The organism is Pseudomonas silesiensis, from assembly GCF_001661075.1.
In the GTDB taxonomy this organism is placed as follows: domain Bacteria; phylum Pseudomonadota; class Gammaproteobacteria; order Pseudomonadales; family Pseudomonadaceae; genus Aquipseudomonas; species Aquipseudomonas silesiensis.
The window spans coordinates 2,278,922-2,305,122 of record NZ_CP014870.1 but is presented as its reverse complement, the minus strand read 5'-3'; the positions used below and the strand labels follow the sequence as shown (position 1 = coordinate 2,305,122).

At 61.1% G+C, this 26,201-nt stretch carries 21 protein-coding genes; 12 read left to right on the top strand and 9 right to left on the bottom strand.

What is annotated here, in order from left to right; all coding sequences use genetic code 11:
• Nucleotides 1-14: 14 nt before the first annotated feature.
• The 6 genes from PMA3_RS10525 to PMA3_RS10500 all read left to right on the top strand — a co-directional run bounded on the left by PMA3_RS10525 (nucleotide 15) and on the right by PMA3_RS10500 (nucleotide 4,477).
• Nucleotides 15-1,028, top strand: coding sequence for an ABC transporter substrate-binding protein (locus tag PMA3_RS10525; protein WP_064677082.1), 1,014 nt, complete (start codon nucleotides 15-17; stop codon nucleotides 1,026-1,028).
• Nucleotides 1,025-2,041 carry a FecCD family ABC transporter permease gene (locus tag PMA3_RS10520; RefSeq protein ID WP_064677081.1) on the top strand — a complete coding sequence of 339 codons (1,017 nt, stop codon included), beginning with the start codon at nucleotides 1,025-1,027 and terminating at the stop codon, nucleotides 2,039-2,041. Before PMA3_RS10525 ends, PMA3_RS10520 begins: the two co-directional genes overlap by 4 nt.
• The gene (locus tag PMA3_RS10515) at nucleotides 2,038-2,829 is read left to right on the top strand and encodes an ABC transporter ATP-binding protein (protein ID WP_064677080.1); all 792 of its coding nucleotides are present in this window, start codon (nucleotides 2,038-2,040) and stop codon (nucleotides 2,827-2,829) included. The genes PMA3_RS10520 and PMA3_RS10515 overlap by 4 nt, the downstream gene beginning before the upstream one ends.
• Nucleotides 2,830-2,912: 83 nt before the next feature.
• Nucleotides 2,913-3,293, top strand: coding sequence for a RidA family protein (locus tag PMA3_RS10510; RefSeq protein WP_064677079.1), 381 nt, complete (start codon nucleotides 2,913-2,915; stop codon nucleotides 3,291-3,293).
• A gap of 483 nt (nucleotides 3,294-3,776) precedes the next feature.
• A complete protein-coding gene (locus tag PMA3_RS10505; RefSeq protein ID WP_064677078.1) occupies nucleotides 3,777-4,031 on the top strand; it encodes a DUF6555 family protein in 255 nt (84 codons plus the stop codon).
• Nucleotides 4,028-4,477 carry a GFA family protein gene (locus PMA3_RS10500; protein ID WP_064677077.1) on the top strand — a complete coding sequence of 150 codons (450 nt, stop codon included), beginning with the start codon at nucleotides 4,028-4,030 and terminating at the stop codon, nucleotides 4,475-4,477. Before PMA3_RS10505 ends, PMA3_RS10500 begins: the two co-directional genes overlap by 4 nt.
• A gap of 77 nt (nucleotides 4,478-4,554) precedes the next feature.
• Here the strand turns inward: PMA3_RS10500 and PMA3_RS10495 are convergent, their stop codons facing one another.
• Genes PMA3_RS10495 through PMA3_RS10485 form a run of 3 tightly spaced genes read right to left on the bottom strand, consistent with a single transcriptional unit; the run spans nucleotide 4,555 to nucleotide 6,478 of the window.
• Nucleotides 4,555-5,397, bottom strand: a complete 843-nt coding sequence (locus PMA3_RS10495) for a DUF3618 domain-containing protein (RefSeq protein ID WP_064677076.1) — start codon at nucleotides 5,395-5,397, stop codon at nucleotides 4,555-4,557.
• Nucleotides 5,394-5,825, bottom strand: coding sequence for a phage holin family protein (locus PMA3_RS10490; protein ID WP_064677075.1), 432 nt, complete (start codon nucleotides 5,823-5,825; stop codon nucleotides 5,394-5,396). The genes PMA3_RS10495 and PMA3_RS10490 overlap by 4 nt, the downstream gene beginning before the upstream one ends.
• Entirely contained in the window at nucleotides 5,825-6,478 is a 654-nt protein-coding gene (locus tag PMA3_RS10485) for a hypothetical protein (protein WP_064677074.1), read from the bottom strand. The genes PMA3_RS10490 and PMA3_RS10485 overlap by 1 nt, the downstream gene beginning before the upstream one ends.
• A gap of 215 nt (nucleotides 6,479-6,693) precedes the next feature.
• Here PMA3_RS10485 and PMA3_RS10480 point away from each other — a divergent pair, with 215 nt between their 5' ends.
• Complete coding sequence (locus PMA3_RS10480; protein ID WP_064677073.1) at nucleotides 6,694-7,224, top strand: hypothetical protein; 531 nt, start codon at nucleotides 6,694-6,696, stop codon at nucleotides 7,222-7,224.
• Between the two features lie 13 nt (nucleotides 7,225-7,237).
• Here PMA3_RS10480 and PMA3_RS10475 read toward each other — a convergent pair whose 3' ends face one another.
• Nucleotides 7,238-7,900 (bottom strand): glycosyltransferase family 2 protein, encoded by a 663-nt coding sequence (locus tag PMA3_RS10475; RefSeq protein WP_064677072.1) that lies wholly within the window; start codon nucleotides 7,898-7,900, stop codon nucleotides 7,238-7,240.
• Nucleotides 7,901-8,322: 422 nt separating this feature from the next.
• Here PMA3_RS10475 and PMA3_RS10470 point away from each other — a divergent pair, with 422 nt between their 5' ends.
• Nucleotides 8,323-12,468 (top strand): CheR family methyltransferase, encoded by a 4,146-nt coding sequence (locus tag PMA3_RS10470; RefSeq protein ID WP_064677071.1) that lies wholly within the window; start codon nucleotides 8,323-8,325, stop codon nucleotides 12,466-12,468.
• A gap of 191 nt (nucleotides 12,469-12,659) precedes the next feature.
• Here the strand turns inward: PMA3_RS10470 and PMA3_RS10465 are convergent, their stop codons facing one another.
• Nucleotides 12,660-13,433, bottom strand: a complete 774-nt coding sequence (locus PMA3_RS10465) for an L-iditol 2-dehydrogenase (RefSeq protein ID WP_064677070.1) — start codon at nucleotides 13,431-13,433, stop codon at nucleotides 12,660-12,662.
• 224 nt (nucleotides 13,434-13,657) lie between these two features.
• On the opposite strand from PMA3_RS10465, the gene PMA3_RS10460 reads away from it, so the two are divergent.
• The 4 genes from PMA3_RS10460 (at nucleotide 13,658) to PMA3_RS10445 (ending at nucleotide 18,546) form a co-directional block, all read left to right on the top strand.
• Nucleotides 13,658-14,608, top strand: coding sequence for an AraC family transcriptional regulator (locus tag PMA3_RS10460; protein WP_064677069.1), 951 nt, complete (start codon nucleotides 13,658-13,660; stop codon nucleotides 14,606-14,608).
• 72 nt (nucleotides 14,609-14,680) lie between these two features.
• Complete coding sequence (locus PMA3_RS10455) at nucleotides 14,681-15,592, top strand: carbohydrate kinase family protein (RefSeq protein ID WP_064680668.1); 912 nt, start codon at nucleotides 14,681-14,683, stop codon at nucleotides 15,590-15,592.
• A 148-nt stretch (nucleotides 15,593-15,740) separates the two neighbouring features.
• The gene (locus PMA3_RS10450) at nucleotides 15,741-16,187 is read left to right on the top strand and encodes a hypothetical protein (protein ID WP_082930291.1); all 447 of its coding nucleotides are present in this window, start codon (nucleotides 15,741-15,743) and stop codon (nucleotides 16,185-16,187) included.
• Between the two features lie 148 nt (nucleotides 16,188-16,335).
• On the top strand, nucleotides 16,336-18,546 hold the full coding sequence (locus PMA3_RS10445; RefSeq protein WP_064677068.1) for an LTA synthase family protein: 2,211 nt from the start codon (nucleotides 16,336-16,338) through the stop codon (nucleotides 18,544-18,546).
• 434 nt (nucleotides 18,547-18,980) lie between these two features.
• On the opposite strand, the gene PMA3_RS10440 is transcribed toward PMA3_RS10445, so the two are convergent.
• The 4 genes from PMA3_RS10440 to PMA3_RS10425 are packed head-to-tail and all read right to left on the bottom strand — an operon-like array spanning nucleotide 18,981 to nucleotide 26,086.
• Nucleotides 18,981-20,624, bottom strand: coding sequence for a fatty acid--CoA ligase (locus PMA3_RS10440; RefSeq protein WP_064677067.1), 1,644 nt, complete (start codon nucleotides 20,622-20,624; stop codon nucleotides 18,981-18,983).
• Between the two features lie 53 nt (nucleotides 20,625-20,677).
• Complete coding sequence (locus PMA3_RS10435; RefSeq protein ID WP_064677066.1) at nucleotides 20,678-22,456, bottom strand: acyl-CoA dehydrogenase C-terminal domain-containing protein; 1,779 nt, start codon at nucleotides 22,454-22,456, stop codon at nucleotides 20,678-20,680.
• A gap of 5 nt (nucleotides 22,457-22,461) precedes the next feature.
• Nucleotides 22,462-24,978 carry an efflux RND transporter permease subunit gene (locus tag PMA3_RS10430; RefSeq protein ID WP_064677065.1) on the bottom strand — a complete coding sequence of 839 codons (2,517 nt, stop codon included), beginning with the start codon at nucleotides 24,976-24,978 and terminating at the stop codon, nucleotides 22,462-22,464.
• Between the two features lie 31 nt (nucleotides 24,979-25,009).
• Nucleotides 25,010-26,086 carry a WD40/YVTN/BNR-like repeat-containing protein gene (locus PMA3_RS10425; protein WP_064677064.1) on the bottom strand — a complete coding sequence of 359 codons (1,077 nt, stop codon included), beginning with the start codon at nucleotides 26,084-26,086 and terminating at the stop codon, nucleotides 25,010-25,012.
• Nucleotides 26,087-26,201: the final 115 nt, after the last annotated feature.

The window sequence follows — 26,201 nt, the reverse complement described above, 5'->3', positions numbered from 1 at the left end:
CTGGAGATTGCGTCATGCTGCTGTCACGCCTTGCCACCCTCGTCACGGCGCTGGGTCTGTCCACCCTCGCCCACGCGGCCCCGACCCACTACCCCCTGACGGTCGAGAACTGCGGCAGCACCCTGACCTTCGAGCAGGCACCGAGCCGCGCCGTGACCATCGGCCAGGCCGGCACCGAAATGCTCTTCGCCCTGGGGCTTGGCAACACGCTGGTCGGCACGTCGCTGTGGTTCAACGAGGTGCTGGCCCAATACAAGACAGCGAACGACCCGATCCCGCGCCTGGCCGATAACGAGCCGAGCTTCGAGGCGGTCATCGGCAAACGCCCGCAACTGGTGGCGGTAGAACTGGAGTGGATGGTCGGCCCGCAAGGCGTGGTCGGTACCCGCGAGCAGTTTCACGAGCTGCAGATCCCGACCTACCTGATGCCCTCCGACTGCGAAGCCAAAGACAACCTGGTCGGTGCCGACGGCACGCGGCTGGAGGCGTTTCGCATCGACAGCATTTACAAAAGCATCAGCCAACTGGCGGAGATTTTCGATGTGCAGGAACGTGGCCGGCAGTTGAACGACGAACTCAAGGCCAGCCTGGCGAGGTCTGTCGCCACGGTGCAGGACAAGGACCTGAAGCACACCAGCGCGCTGTTCTGGTTCTCCAGTGCCAGCCTGGATATCGACCCTTATGTCGCCGGGCACAAGGGCATTCCCGACTTCATGCTCAACACCCTGGGTGTGCGTAACGTGGTGCAATCGGACGAAGAATGGCCGACCGTCGGCTGGGAAACCATCGCCAAGGCTAACCCGACGTTTCTGGTCATCGCGCGCATGGATCGCCGACGCTTCCCCGCTGACGACCACCTCAAGAAACTGGCCTTCCTGCGCAGCGACCCGGTGACCCGCAACATGGACGCGGTGAAAAACAACCGCATCATCATCCTCGACGCCATGGCCATGCAGGCCAGCGTCAGAATGTTCGACGGTCTGGCCACCCTGGCATCCGCCATCGACGGCTATGACCTGCCGAAATGATCAGGACGTTGATTCGCACATTGCTGGCCGCCATGACGCTGCTGCTGGCCATCATTGCCGGCGTGGCCATCGGTGAAACGCCCATCGATCCGGCTGTGGTATTCCAGGTGCTGGCCAACAAACTGTGGGCTGCCGGCCATGTCCTCGACCCGATCGACGAAGGCATCGTCTGGAATTATCGCCTGACCCGCGCGCTGGTGGCGGCGGCCTGCGGGGCGGGCCTGGCCACGTGCGGGGTGGTCCTGCAATCGCTGTTGCGCAATCCGTTGGCCGATCCTTACCTGCTGGGTATCTCCGCCGGCGCCTCGACGGGCGCGGTACTGGTGGCGTTGCTGGGGCTGGGGGCGGGCCTGATTTCGCTGTCGGTCGGGGCGTTTGCCGGGGCTGTTGCCGCCTTCGCCCTGGTGGTATTGCTGGCCCGTGCCAGCGGCTCACCCGGCGGCACCGGGCAAATCATCCTCGCGGGGATTGCCGGTTCGCAGCTATTCAATGCGCTCACGGCGTTCCTGATCACCAAGTCGGCCAGTTCCGAGCAGGCCCGGGGCATCATGTTCTGGTTGCTGGGCAATCTCAGCGGGGTGCGCTGGCCGTCGGTGTGGCTGGCCGTCCCGGTGGCAGTGGCCGGTCTTGCCGTTTGCCTGTGGCATCGGCGGGCGCTGGACGCCTTCACCTTTGGTGCCGACTCCGCCGCTTCGCTCGGCATCCCGGTACGCCGGGTGCAATTGCTGCTGATCAGCTGCGCCGCCCTGGTGACGGCCGTGATGGTCTCGATTGTCGGCTCCATCGGCTTCGTCGGGCTGGTCATTCCCCATGCCGTGCGACTGCTGCTGGGCACCCGCCATGCGCGCCTGCTGCCGGCCAGTGCGCTGGGCGGTGCGCTGTTTCTGATCGCCGCCGATGTGCTGTCGCGAACCCTGATCAAAGGCCAGGTGATCCCGGTCGGGGTCATCACGGCATTGGTCGGCGCGCCGGTGTTCGCGTTGATCCTGATCGGCCGGAGGAATGCCCGATGAATGCCGCCCACCCGGTTATCGGCGATTGCGTGCTGAGTTGTTCCGGCCTCGGGTTCCAGGTTCGCGACGCCCAATTGCTGCACGATATCTACTTGGACGTGCGCCGAGGCGAGACCCTGGGCCTCGTCGGGCCCAACGGCTCGGGCAAATCCACGCTGCTCAAACTGCTGGCTGGCGTGCGCGCCCCCAGCCAGGGGGACATCCACCTCAACGGCCAGCGCCTCAAGACGCTGGCGCGGCGAACCGTTGCGCAAACCCTGGCGGTGGTCGAGCAACAGGCTGACACGCTGGATGCCATCAATGTGTTCGATGCCGTGGCGCTGGGCCGGACGCCCTGGCTGTCGGCCTTGAGTCCGTGGTCGAACGAGGATGCCGCCATCGTCCAGCAGGCACTGTGCGACGTCGATGCGGCGCACCTGAAAGACCGGACCTGGCACAGCCTGTCCGGCGGCGAACGCCAGCGTGTCCACATCGCCCGCGCCCTGGCCCAACGCCCGCAGATACTGTTGCTGGACGAACCGACCAATCACCTGGACATCCAACACCAACTCGCGATCCTGAACGTGGTGCAGGCGCTGCCAGTGACAACATTGATCGCCCTGCATGACCTGAATCAGGCGCTGAGCTGCGATCGTCTGGCGGTACTGGAACGGGGGCGACTGGTGGCCCTCGGAAAGCCGCTTGAGGTGCTGACCCCGCAGCGCTTGCAGGATACGTTTGGCGTGCACGCGCATTATCTGACCGACCCTTTTGACGGCGCGCCTATTCTGCGGTTTCGTTCTGTTTGAGCGGTCGATGTAGAATCAACCCCGTATCACCCTGCTAAAAGGCGCAAGCCCCCCAGCTCATCACCCTTCAACAAGAGATCCTCATGGCAAACCAAGACATCACCTTCGTACCCGATCCCGACGCGGACTCCATCTCCTCCGACGTCGCCGGTTTCGGCGGAATCCTGGTCTCCACCCAGATCCCCACCCGTGCCGACGGCAGCCTGGAACTCGGCGGCATCATCGAGCAAAGCGAATGCACACTGCAGGCACTCAAGGTCGCGCTGGAGCGCGCCGGCAGTTCCATGGACCGGGTCCTGCACCTGACCATCTACCTCACCGACATGGCCGACCGCGCCGCCTTCAACGAGGTCTACCAGCGCTTCTTCGCCAAGCCGTGGCCAGTGCGCGCCGCCGTTGGCGTGGCCTCACTGGCAGTGGAAGGCATGCGGGTCGAAGTCACCGCGATGGCCGCCAAGGGCTGAGCCCGCTAGCGCTCGCAGTCAACTTGCGCAGGCGTTCGCACGGTGGCCGGGGATTTTACCCGGGCCACCGCCATCGCAGCATTGACCAGCCGCAGTGTCGGCACGCGGTATGCATTTGAACGAGCCTTGGAGTCGAGTCCGTCAAATAGAAACGAATGTCTACGCCAACTGCTGCAAATGCCATCTCGCTGGAGTTGACCGCCCCGTAAAACTAAAGGGACGCCATCACCCTAATGCCAGTCAGTTAAGGAAATTGTCACCGCAGGGCGCGGTGTCCCTGGGACTCGCCCGCGCCTCCGGCGTCGACAGAGGGCATGTCACTGGTCGAGTGAACGCAGCAAATCCGTCACTATCAGCTAGAGTGAGTTTTGCCCGATTGCGCAGTATGTTGATCCAAATCAACCAGTAATCGCGGCCATGCAAACCTTTTGAATTTTTTTTGACGCGGCCACTCCTTTGACTATGAGCAAATGGAGGGGCCTCATGAATACCTGTCTTTACATCATCGAGTACAAGCTTCACGGGGAGCCGAAGTCGTTCATCATCCGGGCAAAAATAATGCGCAACGCCGACGCATGGCTTTGGGCAAGCTGTGATGCAGGAATAGCTCCCATACCTAAACCAGGCAGACCGCCGCTTAAAATCATCTCCAAGCCTCAAGCGGAGAAGTATGGAGTGACTGACGTTAAATGGCGCGAATCCGCAAAATTGGATTGGACAGAGGTTTCAACGTCATGACCCAAAACCCGCAGCAATTCGTGATCACCGATTTCAATGTTCCAGGCAGTGTGAGGCTGAAGAAAATCGGCAATACCGCTATCCGCACGCAACACAGGGCCAGTTGTCATTGCGGCGCCGTCATTCTGGAGATCCACCTGCCGGAGGGTGTTCCCGATCCACACCGCTGCGACTGCTCATTCTGTAAACGCAAAGGCGCCGTGGTCGCGGCAGTCGCCTGGGCGGATCTGAAGGTGATCAGGGGCAAGTCCGCGCTGTCGAGGTATCAGTTCGGCAAGCATGTCGCCGAGCATTACTTCTGTAAAAACTGCGGCACCTACACGCACCACCGACGCAGTAACAATCCGGAAGAGTTCGGCTTCAACATCGGCTGCCTGGAGGGGGTCAACCCTTACGACCTGGACGATGTCCCGGTCGCGGATGGCGGGGTCTGGAACTCTCTGTAAACCGGTTTGCCCGGCATTTTCGATGGCCCGGATAAAACGGGAGGTCCATTACGAACCTCCCGTCCCACCCCCGATCATTAGGTACCCAGTCCTCGCGACAGGTCGGCGGCATTCCCTGTGCTCGCTTCGCCCGTCGATGCCGGGCGCTGCTCCCCATCCGGCTTGACGTCCATGGCCGGATGATCCGTCGTCTTTGTCACGGTATCGCGTACCGCTTCAAAGCCCTCCCGTGCCTGTTGTTTGACCTTGTCGGCCAGCCCCGCGCTGGTCTTGCCCAGGTAGCGTTGCTCGGTTGCCGTCGACGGCAATGCCGCGCCCAGCATGGCACCCAGCGCAATTCCAGCAGCGGCGACCATCATCGGTTGCTCCTGCAGCAAATGCCGGAATTGATCACTGACCACCTGGGTGCTGCGAACAAGACGGTCACTGGCGTCATGAACGGCATGGCTGATGTTTTCCTTGGCAGCCCCCAAATTGTCGCCCAGGTGCGCCGCCTTGCCTTTGACCGATTGATAGCCTTCCTTGAAGGTATCGGCACTCTGGTGCAAATGGTCGCGCGCGCTGTCGATACCGTCGGACACGCCATCGACCCACTCCCCTGCCTTGTCCACCACACTTGGCCCGGTGCGATAGGCCGGACGTGGCGTCGGTGGACGGTTCTGACTCATCATCATCCACAGTAGCCCGACGGAGGTCAGGACCACGGGCATCGGATTATTGCGCACGCTGGTCCCCAGGTTGGTCAGGAACGTCGTGCCGTTGCTTTGCATCATGCTCAACGCCTGATCGAATACCTGACCCGGCGTGAATTTGCTTTCCAGGGCATCGACGATATTGCCGATACTGGCCCGTTGCGCATCGATTTCACGTTCGATGGCTTCGGGGCTTTTGTCTGCTTCGGCTTCAAATTCACGGTTCATGAGACTTTCCTCCGCAGCGCTTCCTGGTCTTTACTCAAGGCGTCCAGCGTACGATCGGGTTTGAAGTTGGACGGCTCGAATTGTTTTTTGCCTGACTGCAACATGGCGAAGCCGACGATCATCACCACGACGCCGACGATCAGGGCGGCCAACCACGGCGCCATGAACAGGCTCAGGCCGTAGACCGCGGACATCAACAAGATGATGAACCCCGCCAGCAGCACGATCGCCCCTCCCGCCACACCGGCAATGCCGGCCTTGAGCGTGGTGAGGCTGGCTTGCAACTCAGCCTTGGCCAGCGCCAGCTCCTTGGTGAAGAGATCGGGCACTTCGCGAGACAACTGCCGCAACAAACCGATGACCGAAGCGTCCTGCTCAGGCACGGACAGCGGTCTTGCGTTCGGCAAATCCGAATCTTTTCTGTTCATCACAGCGCTCCTTTGAAGGATGTCGAACCAGGGGTCGACGTCGTGGCAAAGTCCGAAGGATGGTCTTGTTCATTCGGCGAAGCCGGTGTGATACCGGTGGCCAGGCCCGCCCCTGATTCAGTGCGCGGTGCGACGGACGTTTCATAGGGGCGTTGCGCACCATAACCATCCGCGGCAGGCATCGAGTTGTCGGTGGCCGTTTTACCGGCATCGTCAAACGTCGCCGCGGGGCTGCTGCCGGCTTTGAGGAAGCGCGACAGACCGAAGCCCAGCGCGATGCTGCCGGCAATGAACAGCGCCGGATTGTTACGTGCCAGGTCGGCGCTGTCGTGCAGCAACTGTTCGGCACTTTTACCCCGCAGACTCCCTGCCAGGCCGCTCATGGATTGCGCCATGTCCGAGAGGTAGTCGGACATGCCGAGCGTGTCCTTGGCTTCCAGCTCGGACACGAAAGACTTCGCGCCCTTGGCCAGTGCCTCGATCTGGTCCGCCGCGGTATCGCGGTATTGCCCGAACTGCGCATCCACCTGTTCCCTCGCGCCGCCGAGCACCTCTGTAACGTCCTCCTTTAAATGTTGAAAGTCTTGCCCAGGTCTTGCGGTGTCGTCCTGGTTATCTGGCTGAGTCCCAGCTCTGGTGTCTGAAGTATTCATGACGTTCCTCGCCTTCCATATAAAAAAAGCGTTATAGGGTTCGCCACGAATTGCCCGCAGCCCCCCTCATTTCAAAGGACGGAGCGCAGTTGTCGGGAGTTCCAAATGAATGATGAGCGATGCGTTATGAGTGAGAAATACGACATTCAGTCATCTCGATGGAACCCTGTATTCACCCCGCCCTCTATCGCTCACCAGCCCAGGAGGACTTGACCATGATCGATCAATCAACCGGTATGAAACCTGGCGAGCGTTATGCCATCGATAACGGTGAACGCACGCGACTGTTCCCCGGCTTCTTCCTCGATGGAAAGTATTACCTGGAGCCGGAATTACAGACGGCGATCGGTTGGCTGGAAGGTCAACGGTTTCTTTATGACGAGCTGGATCCCGCCGGAGAGCCGGTGTACCCCGATCGGGTCGCCGGCATTATCGAAGACCTGACATTGACCCTGGCCGACGGCGCACGGCTGAAAGTGAACCGGGTGCCCTACCGTGTGCAGGGCAATCCGCTCACGCAAAATACCGAGGAGGCTACCGACGATTCGCGCCCTCAACTGACCCGGGCATTCCACGACAAACCGGGGGTGATCAACCGGGCATCGGACGGTACCGGTCGAGCCGCAACCCATGCGTTCAGCGCCTCCCCCCGCCCCTCGCTGATGCTTGCGGCAGGCGCCGCGCTGTTGTTTGGCGGTTGTCTGTTGGCGATGAATCGTCATCGAGACCGACACCAGGATCGCTGACGGCCACGCACCGTCACCCGTGCAACTCCGCGCCGAGGGACACCAGGTACTCACCAAAACCGCCGCAACATTTGTAATCCTTGCGTGCGCTGGTCACCACCGGGTTGGTCGCCGTCCACATGATCCGGGCATTGATTTTTTCAAGTTCGGCGACCAGGTGAACGTCTTCGTGGGCCACCAGATGCTGGAACCCGCCAGCGTCGCGATATGCCGTGGCACTCAGGCCCAGATTGGCGCCGTGGATGTGACGATGATTCTCCATGAACCGGTAGCGCTCCAGATACCTGGCGCGAACCCACTCGTCATGATCGTCCCAACTGTCGACCTCGACAGTGCCGCACACCGCATCGACCATGAATGCAAGTTGGCGTGACAGCCAATCGGGAGGCACCACCGTATCGGCATCGGTAAAGGCGAGCCACTGCGCGCCCGCGCTGAGCAGTTCTTCCGCACCGGTCGCCCTGGCTTTACCCACATTCTGGAAAGAGACCATCAATGCTGTGACTTCCATGGCGGCGACCAACCTGTGCGTGTCATCCGAACAATCGTCCAGCACCACCAGCACAGCCACCTGGCGACCTCCGAGTCCCGGATGTTTCGCGGCAAGCAAGACGGACGAAAGGCAGATGGCAATATGTTTTTCTTCGTTATGGGCGGGTATCACGACACCAATCATTGATGTTCCCTCGATTCAGCGAAGCCAATGGTCTTCACCTATCGACCCTTGGCTACTTCGGAAGGTTTAAAGAATGTCTGGCCCCGGCGCGGCTTCATACTCCGGGGTAAGTCGAACGGGTTCGATCATGGATAAGCGCCAGTCGTCCCGGGATTCTCCCCGGAAGGATCGGCTCATCGACAAATGGACTACGCTTAACACACTGAGCGGTCCTGTCGGACAGGTATAGCGCTGCTGCATCACCGCTTCAGTCCCCGACGAAACTCCTTGAGTGACCCGCCAGTCCGCCAGCCTCACGCTCGGAGCGATTCATTGCGCAAAGACTGTGCGAGGCCGCAGCAATCGCCAGGCTGACATTCAACCAGCCCTGCGCACACTGTATTTTCGCGGCGTCAGGACGTCGCCTTTACGGGCACACTTCCATGACAACCTCATCTGACAGATCGAAAAAGACGCTCCAGACCACGCCAAACCGCTCTCGCCGACCGGACTTCGCCGTGGTGGGCATCGGCGCGTCAGCCGGCGGGCTGCAAGCGATCAAACTGTTTTTCGAGAACATGCCGCAGGACAATGGGCTGGCATTTGTCATCATTCTTCATCTGTCGCCCGATCATGAAAGCGTCGCCGACAAAATCATCCAGGAATCCACCCGGATGCCGGTGCTGCAAGTGACCGAAACAGTGCCTATCGAGAAGAACCGGGTGTATGTCATTTCACCGGCCCAGCGACTGACGATGAATGACGGCTATCTTGAGGTCAGTCCCAGCGACGCCCTCACTGGCCGTCATGCTTCTATCGATTTGTTTTTCCGCGACCTCGCCCTGGCACACCGCGAGCGGGCCTTTTGCGTCGTACTGTCGGGCACCGGTTCCGATGGCGCAGTGGGACTGTCGCGAATCAAGGAACAAGGGGGCGTCACCCTGGCCCAGGCCCCCGAGGATGCCGAGTTCGATGGCATGCCCCGCGCGGCCATCGAAACGCACATGGTGGATCTGGTGCTGCCGGTGGTGGAAATGCCCCAGAAACTGCTGGAGCTGTGGCACAACGCGAAGAAAATCACCCTGCCCAGCGCCAACGATGCGCAACTGCAACCCACGCCCTCGGTGGCCGAGCGCGAAACGATGGCGGCCGAACAGTTGGTGCAGGATATTCTGATCCAGTTGCGCGCCGGTACCGGCCATGATTTCAAACACTACAAACGCGCCACCGTATTGCGCCGGATCGAGCGCCGGATGCAGGTCACCGCTCAACCCGATCTGGCCGGTTACTACCGCTACCTGCTGAATAACCCGGATGAAGTCAGCGCACTGCTGGCTGACATGCTGATTGGCGTAACGAACTTTTTCCGCGACCGCGAAGCGTTCGAAGCCTTGGAACGGGATGTGGTGCCGCAACTGGTCAGTGCCGCCGTCTCGGCGCAGCCCGAGACTGAAGAGATCCGGGTCTGGTCCGCTGGCTGCGCCTCTGGCGAGGAAGCCTACAGCCTGGCGATGCTGTTGAACGATCAATTGCAACTGGACAGAAGCGCGGCCTCGTTCCAGCTGTTCGCCACCGACATCGACGAGCGCGCCATCAGCGTCGGCCGGGCCGGGCTGTACCCGCAAGCGATCATTACCGATGTGCCGCCCACGCGGCTGCGGCACTATTTTTCGAAAGAAGGCAGGCAATATCGGATCCGCAAGGAAATCCGCGAAAAGGTGTTGTTTGCCAAGCACAACCTGTTATCCGATCCGCCCTTTTCGCACATCGACCTGATCGTCTGTCGCAACCTGCTGATCTATCTGGATCGCGAAGTGCAGAGGGAAATCCTGCAGATGTTCCACTTTGCCCTGCGCCCCGGCGGTTTCCTGTTTCTCGGCTCCTCGGAAAGCGCGGACGTGTGTGATGAGCTGTTTGCTCCAGTCGACAAACGCAACCGGATCTTCCGCACCAAAACGGGTCCCGCCAATAGCGGGCGCCCCCTCAGCCTGCCACGCGGCGGATACGTGCGCACCCGGCTTGCCCAGCTGGCGCCGCAAAACACCAAATCGCGCAAATCGTCGGTCGCCGACATTCACCAGCGTGCCCTTCAACAATCGGCGCCGCCGAGCATCATCATTGATGGCAGTGCCGATATCCTGCACATGAGTGAGAGTGCCGGACGCTTTCTGCGCCATGGAGGTGGAGAGCTGTCGCGTAATCTGTTGACCCTCATTCTGGCGGAACTGCGTCTGGAGCTGCGTACCACGCTGTTCGAAGTCCAGCAGAGCGGCCAGGTGGTCCGATCCCGCACGGTACCGGTCCAGCGCGAAGACAAAAGCTTCCTGGTCAGTCTGGTGGCCCACCCCTACAAGGATGGAGCGTCAGACGACGAGTGCGTGCTGGTGATTTTCGAGGAGGTCGAAGTCGACCCTGCACAAGCATCGGCTGACAGCGCCCTGCGCAGGGAAGATCAGGTGCTGTCCAGTCTTGAGCGCGACCTGCAAAGCACCAGGCTGCAATTGCAGGACACCATCGAACAATCGGAAATCTCCAGCGAAGAGCTCAAGACGTCCAACGAAGAAATGCAGTCGATCAACGAAGAACTGCGCTCGGCCACCGAAGAACTGGAAACCAGCAAGGAAGAACTGCAGTCGATCAACGAGGAATTGCTGACCGTCAATTTCGAGCTGAAAACCAAGGTCGAAGAGACCGACAAGATCAACGACTACCTGACCAACCTCATCGCCTCCACCGACATTGCCACGGTGTTCGTCGACCGCAGCATGCGCATCAAGTGGTTCACCCCGCGCGCCACCGACATCTTCAATATGTTGCCGGTGGATACCGGGCGCTCGTTGCTCGACATCACCCATCGCCTGCACTACGACAACCTGGCCGCCGATGCGGCGCAGGTGTTCGAGTCGCTGAACATGATCGAGCGCGAAGTCAGCAGCACCGACAATCGCTGGTACATCGCACGCCTGCTGCCCTATCGCTCCAGCGAAGACCACATCGACGGCACCGTGCTGACCTTCATCGACATCAGCAAACGTCGCGCCGCCGAAGAAGAGCTGCGCCTGGGCGAAGAACGCATGCGCCTGGTCGCCGAAAGCACCCGCGACTACGCGATCATCACCCTCGACGAACAGGGCATCATCACCAGCTGGAACAAAGGCGCCGAATTGATATTCGGCTACAGCAAGGCCGAGGCCGAAGGCGCCTATTACGACTTCATTTTCTCCGCCGAGGATCGCGCCTCGGGGGTGCCTGAAAACGAACTGCTGGCCGTGCGTACCCATGGCCGCAGCCAGGATGAACGCTGGCACCGGCATAAAGATGGCAGCCGCTTCTTCTGCAGCGGCGAAGTGACGCTGCTCAAGGGAGAGAATCTCAAGGGCTATGTGAAAATTGCCCGGGACCTGACCGGCCACAAACGCTTGCACGAAGAGCAAAACCAGCAGTTGGCTGAAACACAGATCAGCAGCCATCTCAAAGACGAGTTCTTCGCCGTCATGTCCCACGAGCTCAAGCATCCGTTGAACCTGATCCAGCTCAACGCGGAACTGTTGCGACGCCTGCCCATTACCAAATCCCTGGCCCCCGCGGCCAAGGCGGTCGACACCATCTGTGACGCCGTCAACAGTCAGGCACGCATCATCAACGACCTGCTGGATGTGGCGCGCATACGCACGGGCAAACTCAAACTCAAGCTTGCCGCCATGAACCTGTGCCAGGTGTTGCAAGACATCCATACCGTCGTCAGCAATGACGCTGCAGGCATCAACGTCACCCTGCGCCTGCCGGACGCGGGGCAACCGCTGATGATCAATGCCGATCCGACCCGAGTGGAACAGATCATCTGGAACCTGGTGAACAATGCGCTGAAATTCACCCCGGCGGGCGGCCAGATCCAGTTGATTGCCAGTCGTGATGGCGGCATGGCCAGGCTCGACGTCAAGGACAGTGGCGTCGGCTTGAGCGCGGAGAGCATCAGCGATGTGTTTGAACTGTTTGGTCAGGCAGCGAACCAGCATGCGACCCATCAACGGGATGGGCTGGGGATCGGGCTGTCGTTGGTGCGGCAACTGGCTGAAGCCCATGGCGGCAGTGTGGAGGTTACCTCCGCCGGCCTGGGCCAGGGCTGCACGTTCACGGTCCTGCTGCCGCTAAGCCAGGCTGCCCAGGACACGACGCGACCCGCACAACCCGAGGAACTGGCCGGACGCCTTGCCGGCGTCACGGTGCTGCTGGTGGACGACTCCGCAGAGGTCCTGGAAACCCTGAAAATGCTGCTGGAGATGGAAGATGCCAGGGTCGTTGCCTTCTCTGAACCGGTGGAGGCGTTGAAAGCGGCACAGACAGGCCGATACGACCTGGTGATCTCCGATGTCGGCATGCCGGTCATGAGCGGCCACGAACTGATGCGCGCATTGCGCGAGCTCCCGCATATCAAGCAAGTCCCGGCCATCGCATTGACCGGGTATGGCGCTGACAGCGATATAGAGGAATCCCGCAAATCGGGGTTCGATCGTCATCTGAGCAAGCCGGTCTCTTATGAAGCGCTGATCGAAACCATAGAAGAACTCAGACGCGCACTGCCGCGTTGAATGTTCCGGCGCCTTCGCTGGCAAGCCAGCTCCCACAGGGGCTTTGTGGTGAACACGGAATTCGCGCACGCCAGCGATCAAACTGTGTGAGCGGGCTTGCTCGCGAAAGCGGTGGGTCAGCTTGCATCGATGTTGAATGTGTTGCCGCCTTCGCGAGCAGGCTCACTCCCACAGTGGATTTTTGACAGTTTTCAGCTCATCCAGTTACCACCATCAACGTTGTAGGTCTGCGCCACCACATACTCGCTCTCGGACGATGCCAGGAAAATCGCCATCCCCGTCAGGTCCTCAGCCGTGCCCATTCGGCCAAAAGGCACCTCCTGCCCCACGAGCCTTTTCTTCTCACCCAGTGGCCGGTTTTCGAATTTGGCGAACATGGCATCGACGCCATCCCAATGCTCGCCATCCACCACGCCCGGGGCGATGGCGTTGACGTTGATCCCGTGCTTGATCAGGTCCAGACCAGCTGATTGCGTCAGGCTGATAACGGCAGCCTTGGTTGCGCAGTAAACCCCCACCAGCGCCTCTCCCCTGCGCCCCGCCTGACTGGCCATGTTGATGATCTTGCCGCCATGCCCCTGGCGGATCATCTGGCGCGCCGCAGCCTGCAGGGTGAACAGGGTTCCAGCGACGTTGATCGAAAACAGCCGCTCGAAGCTGTCGCGGGTGATGTCGACAATAGGTGCCAGGTCGAACAACGCCGCGTTGTTGATCAGGATATCCAGCTTGCCTGTCTGCTCGATGACGGCGGCAATGGCCTTATCGATGGACGCCTGATCGGTCACGTCCATTGCCACGGCGTAGGCGTTTGGCCCCAATTCGTCGGCAGTGGCCTGGGCTCGCTCCAGGTTAATGTCGGCAATGGCGACCGTTGCGCCTTCGTTGATATAAGCCTGGGCGAAGGATCGTCCTATGCCGCGGGCCGATCCGGTCACCAGTGCACTTTTACCCAGCAGTCGTTTCATTGGTTGTTTATCCGTTTGTTTGACGATTCGATTACAGCAGCTTGAAAAGCCCCGGACAAACCCATGGCGGATGCTCGACCGATACTTTTTTAACCGCACACTGCAAAACAGTCCCTAAGGCAAAAAAGTATCAGTCGCAGGTAATTACGGTGCTAGCAGGGCCCCGCCAGGAGCGGGTATGTTGGTCGCACACGAAGATCAAATAACAATAAAAGGGGCATGCCATGCCTGATAGCCGAGCCGCTCTGTTCAAGCAGCGACCCGCCGAGCTGGAAGTCATCCTGCCTGAGCCCGATCAATGCTTTCGCTGGTACGAACATGACTACCCCTACGCCCTGGCTCGCTGGAATCATCATCCTGAATTCGAGATTCATCTGATCCGCCAAGGCAGCGGCAAGCTGGTCGCCGGCGACTACATAGGTGCGTTTGGCGCGGGGCATGTCGCGCTGATCGGCCCCGACCTGCCCCATGACTGGATAGGCGACCTGGCGCCCGGTGAATACCTGAGCGGGCGCGATGTGGTGTTGCAGTTTGACGGTGCAGCCCTGCTGGCCTTGCGCGGCACCCTGCCTGAGCTGGGTGAGTTGCAGCACCTGTTTGCAAACGCCCGTCGCGGCCTGGAGTTTACCGGGGCAACGGCCGTCCAGGCCGCTCGACTGCTCGAAGACATAGGTTCCGCGCAGGGGCTGGAGCGCTTGATCCTCTTCCTGCAGTTGATCAACACGCTGTTGAAAGCGCCCACCCAGGAGGCGCACTTGTTGGCCAGTGCCTGCTATGCGCCGACCCTGGATGAGCGCAGTTCCGAGCGAATCAACAAGGCCTTCGACTATCTGCTGACCGAGCTGACGGGCGACCTGCGACTGTCAGTCATCGCCCAACAGCTGGACATGAGCGAGCCGGGGTTTTCGCGCTTCTTCAAAAGGATTACCGGCCACGGCTTCATCGATCTCATGCGCAAGCTCAGGGTGCAACGCGCCTGCAGGCTGTTGTTGCAGACCGAGATGTCGGTGGCGGACATCTGTTTTGAGGTGGGCTACGCCAACCTCTCCAACTTCAACCGGCACTTCCGGATCGAAATGGACCAGACTCCGAGCGAATATCGTCGCGCAATGGCCATGACGCTGTTCAATCGCAATGCTGTTCATCCCGCCCTTCCCTTCACCACAGCCCATTGATTGAGTGATGCCAGGTGCTCGACGCTGATCAGCCCACAGCCATCACTCCAGGAAAAAATTGAGGAAATGACCATGGTATTGCCTCGCGCAGTCGTATTTGGCGAAGCCCTGACCGACCTTGTCCAGGGTGCGCCCGGACAGTGGCAAGGCTATCCGGGCGGTGCGCCCTGGAACGTGGCACGGGCACTGAGTCGCCTGGGCGTGGCCAGCGCCTTCGCCGGATCCGTCAGCACCGATTCCCTGGGCGACGAGATCGCCCGACAGTCGCAAGCGGCGGGCCTGGACATGGGATTTTTACAACGGGTAGACCGCGACCCCTTGGTCGCCATCGTCCCGTCGAGCCGCCCTCCACGCTATTTTTTTGCCGGGGAGGCCGATCTGTTTTTTGATCCGGCCTTGCTGCCGCCAGGATGGATCGAGCCGGTTGAAGTGTGTCATTTCAGTTGCATCAGCCTGGCTCGTCAGCCGCTGGGAGAGCGCCTGGTAAAACTCGCCGAGCAAGCCAGGGATGCCGGCAAACGAATCAGCTTTGACCCGAACTGGCGCAATTTGATGGACAGCCATTATCGCGAACAGACCTTCCCGACGATGACCGCCCTCGCCGATATGATCAAGCTGTCGGACGAAGACCTTCGACACATTTACCCAGGCCTGAGCGAACACCAGGCACTGGATGAGCTGCGCGCGCTCAACCCCATGGCCGAGATCCTGTTCACCCGAGGGGAACACGGCATGCTGCTCCACACCCCCGACAGCCAATACGAGCAACCGGCGATCCCGGTGACCGTGGGCGATACGGTCGGTGCAGGCGACGCGTGCATGGCCGGCTGGCTTGCATCGCAATTGCTCGGCATTGGCGAGGTGCGCGACCGCCTGCGATTTGCAGCAGCCTGCGCCTCCCTTTCGTGCCGCCATGCCGGTGCCCATGCACCGACCCTGGCCGATGTGAACGACTTGCTGAAGACAATAACGTTACAGTCGTAACACCGCTGAAACACTCAACTTTTTGCTTTGCCAATACCCGACGGTCAACCGGGGGGCGGCCGGTTCCGATGCTACGCTTTGATCTTCTCGAGTGAGTTGAAGCGATGCAAAAAGAACCCCCACTCCCCAGCCGCTTGCCGGTGCAACGATGAAGCGAACCCTGATGGGTGGCATAGCCGTCGTCGTGATCGGAGCGATGACCTATGGACTCATCCAGTGGAACACCGTCGAACACCGCAAAGTGGACGCGCGGTGCAGCGAAGCCAAGCAGGCGCTCAAAAGCGTGGAAATCCGCGCACGGGCGTTGGCCGCCGGATTGTCGGTAGAAGAGTATGCCAAGGATGAGGAAGCCAAAGTGGCAGCCTTGATCGATGCCCTCGACGCGGCGACCAATGAAGCCGAGGTCAACCGGGTGATAGAAGCTCACGCGGCCTCCATCGAAGCCCAGGCAGCGGGTATCGATGCGGAGATCAATGCTCGAGGCGAGCAGATATTCCTTGACCAGCGCCCCATGAAACGGCGGATACCGGCCGACGTCAGACAGGAACTGAAACGCGCCGCGAAGGCGGTCAGCGTGGCTTGCAATTGTCTTTGAGCGCGCTCTGACACTTAATGTCAAACAATACTCTGGCCCGTTACCCGCCCAACAGCGCCTCCACCCCTTGATACCCGGGCCAGTTTTGTCGCCAGTTGATACCATCCAGCACATTGATATGACGCTTTAATGTCTGGAAGAACTTTTTGTGAACATCATCCGTCAGTGGTTACGACACCCCCATGCACGTCTCATCGCCCTCACCGGCCTGGTTCTGATCCTGCCCCTGTGCCTGCGCGCCGCGCTGGGTTGGTCGAATCCTCATGGCTACCTGTCGGACCTGTGCATCGGGACCCTGCTCATCGTGCTCCTGCACCGTCGTCCCTGGTGGCTGGCCCTGCCGATATTGCTGGCCTGGGGCCTCATGACCGTGGCGAGCGCCGAACTGGTCAGTGCGGTCGGCCGGCTGCCCAACGTCTCGGACTTGCACTACCTGATCGATCCGCAGTTTCTGGAAAACTCCACCGGCGGCGGGTTCGCCCAACCCTGGTTGGCGACCACCTTGCTGCTGGGACTGATGGCGTGGCTGTGCACCCACTGGCTGGGCGCTGCGACACCTGCACCGCGCTTGCCCCGTCATGCCTGGTCGGTGCCGCTGTCGCTGTTGACCGCTCACTGGGGGGCGCAACACCTGCAACCTACCGATGCGGACCAGTGGCACGTGTTCAACTTGCCGCACCAGGTGCTGGCCGCCAGCGTGGGTGATGTTCAAGCGCGCGCGGAAGACTGGCTGGAAGGTGACGAGATCGATGTCGCCCCGCAGATGGCAGGCCTCACCGAGCTCGACCTGACCGGCCAACGCCTGCTGGCAGCCCCGGGACGTGCACGCAACGTCTTGATCATTGCCCTGGAAGGCATTCCCGGCGCCTATGTCGGGGTCAACCGCCAGGCACTGCACAGCAGCTATCAAGAGAACCTGATGCCCCATCTCAGCCAATGGGCGGAACGGGGCATGAACACGCCGGACTACGTGCTGCACAGCCACCAGACCATTCGTGGCCTGTACGCGATGCTCTGCGGCGACTACGACAAGCTCGACAATGGCACGCCAAAAGGCGTCGAGATGCTGACCCAGAGTGAACGCAACCAGGCCTGCCTGCCGGCACAATTGCGCAAGAACGGCTTCTCCACCCACTACCTCCAAGGCGCCGGGCTGCGCTTCATGGCCAAAGACAAGATCATGCCGCACATCGGTTTCGACGCGACCCATGGCCTGGAATGGTTCACCAATGCGTCCTACCTCGACTTCCCGTGGGGCAAGGACGACAAGGCTTTCTTCGAAGGCGCGCTGGACTACGTCGGCCAGCTGAAGAAAAACAAAAAGCCGTGGATGCTGACGCTGCTGACCGTCGGCACCCACCAGCCCTACTCTGCCCCGGACGACTATTTGCAGCGTTATGACACCGCCAAGCAAGCCGCCGTGGGCTACCTGGACGATGCCCTTGGGCAATTCCTCGACGGCCTGGAACGCCAAGGCATCCTCAAGGACACCCTGGTGGTGATCACATCCGACGAATCCCATGGCATCGACGGCGTGCGCCTCGCGTCCTCCTGGGGCTTCAACCTGACACTGGCACCCGAGCAAGCGCAGCTCCCGCAGATCAAGACCGGGGTCTACGGCCATGTCGACCTGAGCACCTCGATCCTCGACTATTTCGCCCTGCCGGTTCCCCCGACCCTGAGCGGTCGTTCGCTGTTTCGCCAGTACGATACCGGCCGCGAGATCATGTCGTTCACCAACGGCAGGCTGCGCTACCACGATGGCCAGGGCACCTTGACCGAGTGCGACTTCCAACAGCGCTGCCGGTATTACGCCAGCGAAGGCTTCATCGCCGAACGTGCCACCTTGGGCGGTCAATATGGGGGCAAGCGCGCGCGCCAGATCGCGGCACGGGCCGCCGCCCTGGATCACACATTGCTGCAGACACCGCTGAACCTGCACTACCAGTTCGGTAGCACGACCATCATTCCTCTCCAGGCGCAGATAAAGGATGACTGGGCCGACAACCTGATCGGCGCGCAGTACCTCGAGATGCCCAAAGGCTCACACACCCGCGTGCGTTTGACCGTGCGCTCGGTCGATCCCCACCAGAACGCCTACATCCAGCTCAAGACCAAGGAACTGGAACAGGATGTGCAACTGGGCCTGCCCAGCGAAATGCTCGTCACGGTCGACCAGCCATTGGAGATGGATTTCAGCTTCTCCAATCCGCAGTCGCGCAAGGCCTTTTCTTTCCATCTGCTGGGGTATGGATCGGGCGCGGTCGAAGTCAGTGACTTCAGTGTGATTACCGAACTGCCAGGGCAAGAGGAATCGCCGACCGAGACCCTTGACGATGATGTCGCCGAATCGAGCTGACCGGCGCAGGACGCCCAACCCAGAGCCGTCGCAGCGGAGCTTGACAAATATTTGACGCCTGAAATCAATTGGATCCCACTTTTTATTTAGCTGCTACCATTCGAGAAGGGATGGCCTCGATAGGTACTTGGGATGAGCAGCTCAGCTAAGCACGGTTGGAAATGGGCCTACGAAAAACTTCGTGGATTACACTGCTCCCGGACAACGGCGCTTTACCGGGCGACCCTCTATTGGATGCGCGGCGACACCGGATCCTGCACCAGCCAGGACAATTGGCAGAAAATTCGTCTGCGACGCTGATCTGTGGGAGCGGGCCTGCTCGCGAAGGGGCCATCAAAATCAACATTGATGGTGACTGATCGACCGCTTTCGCCGGCAAGCCGGTCTCGCTCCCACAGTTAATCTGCGGTGAGTGTCAGGTTGGCGCAGCTTTTTCAGCTTGATTCGCTTTGCCGGATGAGCTTCTTGTCGATCTTGCCGACACTGGTCTTGGGAATCTCGGCGACGAACTTGAACTGCTTGGGGATCGCCCATTTGTTGATGCGGCCACGCTCGACAAATCCCTGCAGGTGCGTCTCGAGGATCTTGCGGTCGAGATACTGCCCAGGCTCGCACACGACCAGTGCCATGGGCCGCTCCCCCCATTGCTCATCGGCAATGCCCACGACCGCGACCGACATCACCGCCGCGTGTTCGCTGATCAGGCTCTCCAGCGCCAGGGAGCTGATCCACTCCCCGCCCGTCTTGATCACATCCTTGATGCGGTCCTTGATTTCCACCCCGCCCAAGGGATCGATGGAGGCCAGGTCGCCGGTGTGCAGCCAACCGTCGAGCCACAGCTCTGCACCTTTTTCGGGCTCCTTCAAATAGCCTTGGGTCAGCCAGGGCGCGCGCACCACGATCTCGCCCAGCGACTCGCCGTCATGGACAACGTCATTGCCACTGGCATCGATGATTTTCAGGTCGACCATCGGCACCGGCGTACCGGTCTTGATGCGGGTGGCCAGTTGAGCTTGGGTGGATTGAGCGAGGTCCGCGTCACGCAGGTAGGTCAGGCACAGCAACGGGCAGGTTTCCGACATGCCGTAGCCGCTGTGCACCTGAATGCCCTTGGCACTCGCTTCGCTGGCAATGCCCAAGGTCAGCGCGCTGCCGCCGAGGAGCATTTTCCAGCCCTCGAAACGAGTCCGTTGCGCTTCCTCGCAGTTCAAAATCATTTGCAGAATCGTGGGCACGCAATGGGAAAAGGTGACCTGCTCTTCTCGAAAAAGCCGAACCAGGCTGTTGGGTTCGTAGCGGCCGGGGTACACCTGCTTTATCCCCATCAGGGTCGCGACATAGGGCACGCCCCAGGCATGCACGTGGAACATCGGCGTGATCGGCATGTACACGTCATCGGAACGCAGCAGCGGCAGGCCTTGATAAACGCCCAGCGTGCCCACGGCATTCAAGGTGTGCAAAACCAATTGGCGGTGGGTGAAATACACGCCCTTCGGGTCGCCGGTGGTGCCCGTGGTGTAGAACAGCGTCGCCACGGAGTTTTCATCGAAATCGGGAAAGTCGTACTGCTCTGCCGCACCGGCCAACAGCTTTTCATATTCCCCCAGCACCGGTAACGACGTACCGGTTGCCCTGTCGTCCGTGAGCTGCAGGTAGCCTTTGACGGTCTTCAGCTGTCCGTGAATCTGTTCGACCAGCGGCAAGAAATCGTCATGCACCAGCACCAGGTCGTCCTCGGCGTGGTTCATGGTGTAGAGCACCTGGTCCGGCGAAAGACGGATGTTCACGGTATGCAGCACCGCGCCGATCATCGGCACGGCAAAGAAGCATTCCAGGTAGCGATGGCTGTCCCAGTCGAGCAGGGCCACCGTATCCCCGGCCTTGACGCCGGCCGCGGTCAGCGCGTTGGCCAGCCGGCGGATCCGTTGGTTAAGAGTCTTATAGCTGTAGCGCAGCTTGTCGGCGTAGACGATTTCCCGTCCAGGCTCATAGCGCTCGCCGGACAGCAACAATTGCTTGATCAGCAAGGGATAGGCGTAGGCGCCGTCGGCGGGCGGAATTATTTTTGTCGCCATCATGGTTGGGGTCCTAGTTCTTTCGATCAGAGTTCTTTGGATCAGAGTTCTTTCGATCAGAAGTGCGCTGCGTCCAGCTCGTAGAGGGATTCGCTGCCGGCCTTGGCCGACGCGCTCAACGAGTGGATGCGCGGCAGCAGGCGGGCGAAGTAGAAACGTGCGGTGCCCAGCTTGCTGATGTAGAAGTCATCCTCGGCCTGTTTGCCCATGGCCACCTTGGCCATCAATGCCCATATGTAGGCATAGGCGGTGTAGCCGAATACCTGCAGGTACTCGACCGAGGCGGCGCCGATTTCGTTCGGGTTGCCCTGGGCTCGATCGAGCAACCACGCGGTCAGTTCGTCGAGGGTGTCCACGGCGGCATTCAACGGCTGGGTGAACTCGCCAAGTTCAGCGCTGGCGTTAGCGGTGAAGTGGCGGATTTCGTCGGCGAACAACCGGTAGAGCGCGCCACCGCTGCCAACGATCTTGCGCCCGGCCAGGTCCAGTGACTGGATACCGTTGGTGCCTTCGTAGATCTGGGTGATGCGCACGTCGCGCACCAACTGCTCCTGGCCCCACTCACGAATGTAGCCATGGCCGCCAAAGATCTGCTGGCCATGCACCGTGGTTTCCAGCCCCATGTCGGTGAGGAACGCCTTGGCCACCGGGGTCAGCAGCGACACCAGTTGTTGGGCGCGGCTGCAGGTTGCCGCGTCATCGCTGTACTTGGCGGTATCCAGTTGCAGGGCCACGTAGCTGGAGAACGCCCGCCCGCCTTCGTTCAGGGCCTTCATGGTCAACAGCATCCGCCGCACGTCCGGGTGCACGATGATCGGGTCGGCTGCCTTGTCCTGGTGCTGCGCCCCGGTCGGTGCACGGCTTTGCAGGCGGTCCCGAGCGTATTCGACGGCGTTCTGGTAGGAGCGCTCACCCAGCGCCAGGCCCTGGATGCCCACGCCCAGGCGTTCGTAGTTCATCATAGTGAACATCGCCGCCAGGCCCTTGTTCGGCGCATCGATGATCCAGCCGGTGGCCCCGTCGAAGTTCATCACGCAGGTGGCCGAGGCCTTGATGCCCATCTTGTGTTCGATCGAACCGCAGGACAGCGCATTGCGCTCGCCCAGCGAGCCATCGTCATTGACCAGCACCTTGGGCACCAGGAACAGGGAAATGCCTTTGGGACCCGCCGGCGCATCCGGCAATCGGGCCAGCACCAGATGAATGATATTGTCGGTCAGGTCGTGCTCGCCGCCGGTGATGAAAATCTTGCTGCCGCTGATCTTGAAACTGCCGTCGGCCTGGGGTTCGGCCCGGGTGCGAATCAGGCCCAGGTCTGTGCCGGCATGGGCTTCGGTCAGGCACATCGAACCGGTCCAGGTGCCGGCGTACAGGTTCGGCAGATAGCGCGCCTTGAGTTCCTCACTGGCGTGGGCATTGATCGACAGGCACGCACCGGCAGTCAGCATCGGGTACAGGCCGAACGACAGGCTGGCCGAGTTGACCATCTCTTCGACTTGCGCCGAAATGGCCTTGGGCATGCCCATGCCGCCGAACTGCGGATCGCCGCCAACACCCACCCAACCGCCTTCGGCGAATGCCTGGTAGGCGGCGCCAAAACCGTCCGGCGCCTGGACCGCGCCGTTGTTCCAGGTGCAGCCCTGCTCGTCGCTGCTGCGGTTGAGCGGCGCGACGACAGCGGCGCTGATCTTGCCGGCCTCTTCAAGGATCGCGGCAGCCGTTTCTTCATCGATCACCTCGGCCAGGCCTGGCAACCGGGCCCAAAGCCGGGACACCTCGAAGACCTCGTTGAGGACGAAGCGCATGTCGCGCAGGGGAGCTTTGTAGTCAGCCATTGTGCTTACTCGGAAGTGGTCAGGGCATGCGGCATGTCCTGACGTTGGGATGTACCAGTTTTATCCGTTTGCGCCACATAGGCTTGCGCAACGGGGTGACGCAGCAGGAAGTACGACAGGGCCGGGATCAGGATCAGCGCACCGAGCATGTTCCACAGGAACATGAAGGTCAGGAGGATGCCCATGTCGGCCTGGAACTTGATCGGCGACCAGACCCAGCACACCACACCGGCGGCCAGGGTGATGCCCACCAGGCCCACGACCCGGCCAGTGAACGACACGGCGTTGCGATAAGCCTGGGACAACGGCAGGCCCTGACGCTGGTAATGCAGCTGCACGCTGAGCAGGTACAAGGCGTAGTCCACGCCAATGCCGACCCCGAGGGCGATCACCGGCAGCGTTGCCACCTTCACGCCGATGCCCATGACCACCATCAAGGCCTCGCAAAGGATCGAGGTCAGCACCAGCGGCAGCAAGGCCACCAGGGTGGCGCGCCAGCTGCGGAAGGTGATCAGGCAGAACAAGGTCACCGCCGCGTAGACATACAGCAGCATGGTGCGGTTGGCCTCACGCACGACGATGTTGGTCGCCGCCTCGATGCCGGCGCTGCCGGCGGCCAACAGAAACTGACGATCTTCGCTGTTGTTCTCCCGGGCGAATTTTTCGGCGATGGCCACCACGGCATCCAGGGTCTCGGCCTTGTGGTCCTTGAGGAAGGCGATCACCGGCATCAGCGAGCAGTCGTTGTTGAACAACTCCGGAGAGTTGACCGAGGCTTGCTGCGCGGCATAGTTCAGCACGTCCTGGTTGCGCTGGATGCTGTTGAGCTTGGGGTTGCCCTCATAGGTGCCAGCGGTAATCTGCCGTACAGCGTTGACCAGCGAAGCCGTCGCCTGAACCCCCGGGGACTGCTGCAGCTCCCAGGCCAGGCGGTCGGCGAGGATCAGCGTCTTATAGTTCAGGCAACCTTCCGGCGCGGTCTTGATCATCACCGCGAACAGGTCGCTGGACAGCGCGTAGTGGCTGGTGATGTAGGCGTTGTCACGGTTATAGCGCGAGTCGGCACGCAACTCCGGTGCGCCACTTTCCAGGTCGCCGATCTTCAGTTGCAGGCTGACCATGAAGCCGCCGATGCCCATCAGCAGCGCGACCAATACCGCCCCGGTGGCCCACCGGCGGGTAGTGAAGCGGTCAAGCAAGTCCCACAGTTTGCCGAAACCTTTGTGCCCTTCGGCGCGGGTGTCGATTTTCAGCGCGCGCTCGGCCGCCTTCGCGCCGACGCCGACATAGGACAGCGCCACCGGCATCAGCAACAGCGAGGTGAAGATCAGCACCGCCACACCAATACTGGCGGTGATCGCCAGGTCGCGGATCACCGGGATATCGATCAGCATCAACACCGCGAACCCCACGGCATCGGCCAGCAGCGCGGTGACGCCGGCAATGAACAGGCGGCGGAAGGTATAACGTGCGGCAATCAGTTTGTGGGTGCCGCGGGCGATGTCCTGCATGATGCCGTTCATCTTCTGCGCCGCGTGGGACACGCCGATGGCGAAGATCAGGAACGGCACCAGCACCGAGTAGGGGTCGATGGCGTAACCCAGCCAGGCGACGATGCCCAGCTGCCAGACCACCGCGATCAGCGAACAGCCGACCACCAGCAAGGTGCTGCGCACGCAGCGGGTGTAGATATAGATGATGATCAGCGAAGTGACCACGGCCAGACCGAAGAACATCATCACCTGAATCAGCCCGTCGATCAGGTCGCCCATCAGTTTGGCGAACCCGATCACCCGCACCTTATACTGACCCTTGCCCTCCTCCCCGGCCTGGCGCGCCGCGCTGTCGCCGGCGAACTCGATCTGGTCGCGCAACTGCTCTTCGAGCATCTGCGAAAAGGCGTGGTAGTCGATGCGCTGACCGCTGGCCGTGGCCTTGTCCAGCAGCGGCACGATCAGCATGCTCGATTTGTAGTCGCTGGCCACCAGGCTGCCGACGATACCGGCACGGGAAATATTCTGGCGCAGCTGTTCTATTTCTTCAGGCTTGCCCTGGTAGGTATCCGGCATCACCGGGCCACCCTGGAAACCTTCCTCGGTGACTTCGGTCCAGCGCACCGCCGGGCTCCACAACGACTTCATCCAGGCGCGGTCGACGCCTTCGGTGAGGAACAGTTTGTCATTGACCTGCTTGAGCACGTCCAGGTAGCCGGGGTCGAAAATATCGCCCTGGGTGGTCTCCACCACCACCCGCACCGAGTTGCCCAGGCCGCGCAGCGACTGACGGTTTTCCAGGAAGTTCTGGATGTACGGCTGACTCTGCGGAATCATTTTCTCGAAGCTGGGGCGCAGCTCCAGGCGAGTCGCGGCCATGTAGCCCAACACCACCGTGGCCAGCGCCATCAGCAGCATGAACAGCGGGCGGTAGTTGAACACCAGCCGCTCCAGCCGATTGCCGGACTGGCGATCGAAGTCCCGCAGCTCGCGGATGACCGGCATGCTGTCTTGTTTGATATTGCCCATGTCTGGGTTCTCGCTTTAAGGGTTCGAGGGCTTATTCAACGGACAGCGTCCGTGCACCACGGCTGCCGACCACCACCAGTGCACCGTTGGCGGCGCGGGTGACGCCCGTCACCGGGACCGGCTCGCCTTGCCGCGTCCAGTGCATTTGCGCACCGACGCCCTGGCTCACCAGCATCTGTCCGCCCTGGGTGAACAAGCGGTAGTCACCCCGGGCATCGACGATGCCGGCGGTGAGGCTGATATGCAGGCCGGTGTCCAGCGGGGTCCAGCTGAGACCGCCATCGGTGCTGCGCAGCACATTGCCGCGCAAGCCGTAGACGAGCGCTTCCCCCGGCTTGCCGACCACGCCGAAGAAACTGCCTTGATAGGGGGTCTGCACGGCGGCGAAGCGCTGCCCCGCGTCATCCCATTTCAGCAACAAGCCCTGCTCGCCGGCGATGTACAGCGCATCGCCGGTGGAGGCGATGGCGTTGAGGTGAAAGCCCTGGGGGTTGTCGGTGCGATCCTGGAACGGCGTCCAGCTCTGCCCGCCATCCTCGGTGCGCAGGATCAGGTTGAATACCCCGACCACATAGCCGAGCCGGTCATTGGCAAACCAGACATCGAGCAAGGGTTTGTCGGCACCCTGCGCCACCAGGCGCTCACCTTCGGCGACCAGCAACGGCCATTGTTCGTTGCCGGGTTCTGCACTGGCCAACGCCTGGTAATGCTCGACCAGCAAGGCACCGATCTGGCGGCCGTCCAGTTGTTTGCGCCAGGTCGCACCCGCGTCGTCGCTGTGCAAGATCACGCCGTCACCGCCCACCGCCCAGCCTTGGGTAGCGGAAGGAAAACTCACCGCATTAAGGTCGGCACTGACCGGCACCGCGGCCTGTTGCCAGTGTTTACCGACATCATCGGAATACAGAATGTGGCCACGCTGCCCGACGGCGACCAGACGGTCGCCGGCGCGGGCCATGCCGGATAACGGGCTGGTAACGGCCAGGGGACTGACCTTGGCCGGCAGATCCAGCACGTCGACGTAAACGGACGCGTGGCTGAGGCCCTGCGACAGGCAGAGCACAACGCCAAAGGCCAGCTGCAACATATTATTTTTATACGAACACATACCGCGTCCTCTTCGGAAAACCGCGCCATACCTCGCGCAGTACAGCTCATGCCGTTGTAGGAGCGAGCTTGCTCGCGATGGACCTGAGGGCGACGCGGGCATTCAGAAAACCCGC

What these genes read in the sequence shown, in the direction of transcription:
- PMA3_RS10425 (WP_064677064.1), bottom strand. Translation starts at nt 26,086, where the DNA reads ATGTGTTCGTATAAAAATAATATGTTGCAGCTGGCCTTTGGCGTTGTG.
- PMA3_RS10505 (WP_064677078.1), top strand. Translation starts at nt 3,777, where the DNA reads ATGAATACCTGTCTTTACATCATCGAGTACAAGCTTCACGGGGAGCCG.
- PMA3_RS10515 (WP_064677080.1), top strand. Translation starts at nt 2,038, where the DNA reads ATGAATGCCGCCCACCCGGTTATCGGCGATTGCGTGCTGAGTTGTTCC.
- PMA3_RS10525 (WP_064677082.1), top strand. Translation starts at nt 15, where the DNA reads ATGCTGCTGTCACGCCTTGCCACCCTCGTCACGGCGCTGGGTCTGTCC.
- PMA3_RS10480 (WP_064677073.1), top strand. Translation starts at nt 6,694, where the DNA reads ATGATCGATCAATCAACCGGTATGAAACCTGGCGAGCGTTATGCCATC.
- PMA3_RS10435 (WP_064677066.1), bottom strand. Translation starts at nt 22,456, where the DNA reads ATGGCTGACTACAAAGCTCCCCTGCGCGACATGCGCTTCGTCCTCAAC.
- PMA3_RS10450 (WP_082930291.1), top strand. Translation starts at nt 15,741, where the DNA reads ATGAAGCGAACCCTGATGGGTGGCATAGCCGTCGTCGTGATCGGAGCG.
- PMA3_RS10490 (WP_064677075.1), bottom strand. Translation starts at nt 5,825, where the DNA reads ATGAACAGAAAAGATTCGGATTTGCCGAACGCAAGACCGCTGTCCGTG.
- PMA3_RS10495 (WP_064677076.1), bottom strand. Translation starts at nt 5,397, where the DNA reads ATGAACCGTGAATTTGAAGCCGAAGCAGACAAAAGCCCCGAAGCCATC.
- PMA3_RS10465 (WP_064677070.1), bottom strand. Translation starts at nt 13,433, where the DNA reads ATGAAACGACTGCTGGGTAAAAGTGCACTGGTGACCGGATCGGCCCGC.
- PMA3_RS10485 (WP_064677074.1), bottom strand. Translation starts at nt 6,478, where the DNA reads ATGAATACTTCAGACACCAGAGCTGGGACTCAGCCAGATAACCAGGAC.
- PMA3_RS10520 (WP_064677081.1), top strand. Translation starts at nt 1,025, where the DNA reads ATGATCAGGACGTTGATTCGCACATTGCTGGCCGCCATGACGCTGCTG.
- PMA3_RS10510 (WP_064677079.1), top strand. Translation starts at nt 2,913, where the DNA reads ATGGCAAACCAAGACATCACCTTCGTACCCGATCCCGACGCGGACTCC.
- PMA3_RS10440 (WP_064677067.1), bottom strand. Translation starts at nt 20,624, where the DNA reads ATGATGGCGACAAAAATAATTCCGCCCGCCGACGGCGCCTACGCCTAT.
- PMA3_RS10500 (WP_064677077.1), top strand. Translation starts at nt 4,028, where the DNA reads ATGACCCAAAACCCGCAGCAATTCGTGATCACCGATTTCAATGTTCCA.
- PMA3_RS10430 (WP_064677065.1), bottom strand. Translation starts at nt 24,978, where the DNA reads ATGGGCAATATCAAACAAGACAGCATGCCGGTCATCCGCGAGCTGCGG.
- PMA3_RS10460 (WP_064677069.1), top strand. Translation starts at nt 13,658, where the DNA reads ATGCCTGATAGCCGAGCCGCTCTGTTCAAGCAGCGACCCGCCGAGCTG.
- PMA3_RS10455 (WP_064680668.1), top strand. Translation starts at nt 14,681, where the DNA reads ATGGTATTGCCTCGCGCAGTCGTATTTGGCGAAGCCCTGACCGACCTT.
- PMA3_RS10470 (WP_064677071.1), top strand. Translation starts at nt 8,323, where the DNA reads ATGACAACCTCATCTGACAGATCGAAAAAGACGCTCCAGACCACGCCA.
- PMA3_RS10475 (WP_064677072.1), bottom strand. Translation starts at nt 7,900, where the DNA reads ATGATTGGTGTCGTGATACCCGCCCATAACGAAGAAAAACATATTGCC.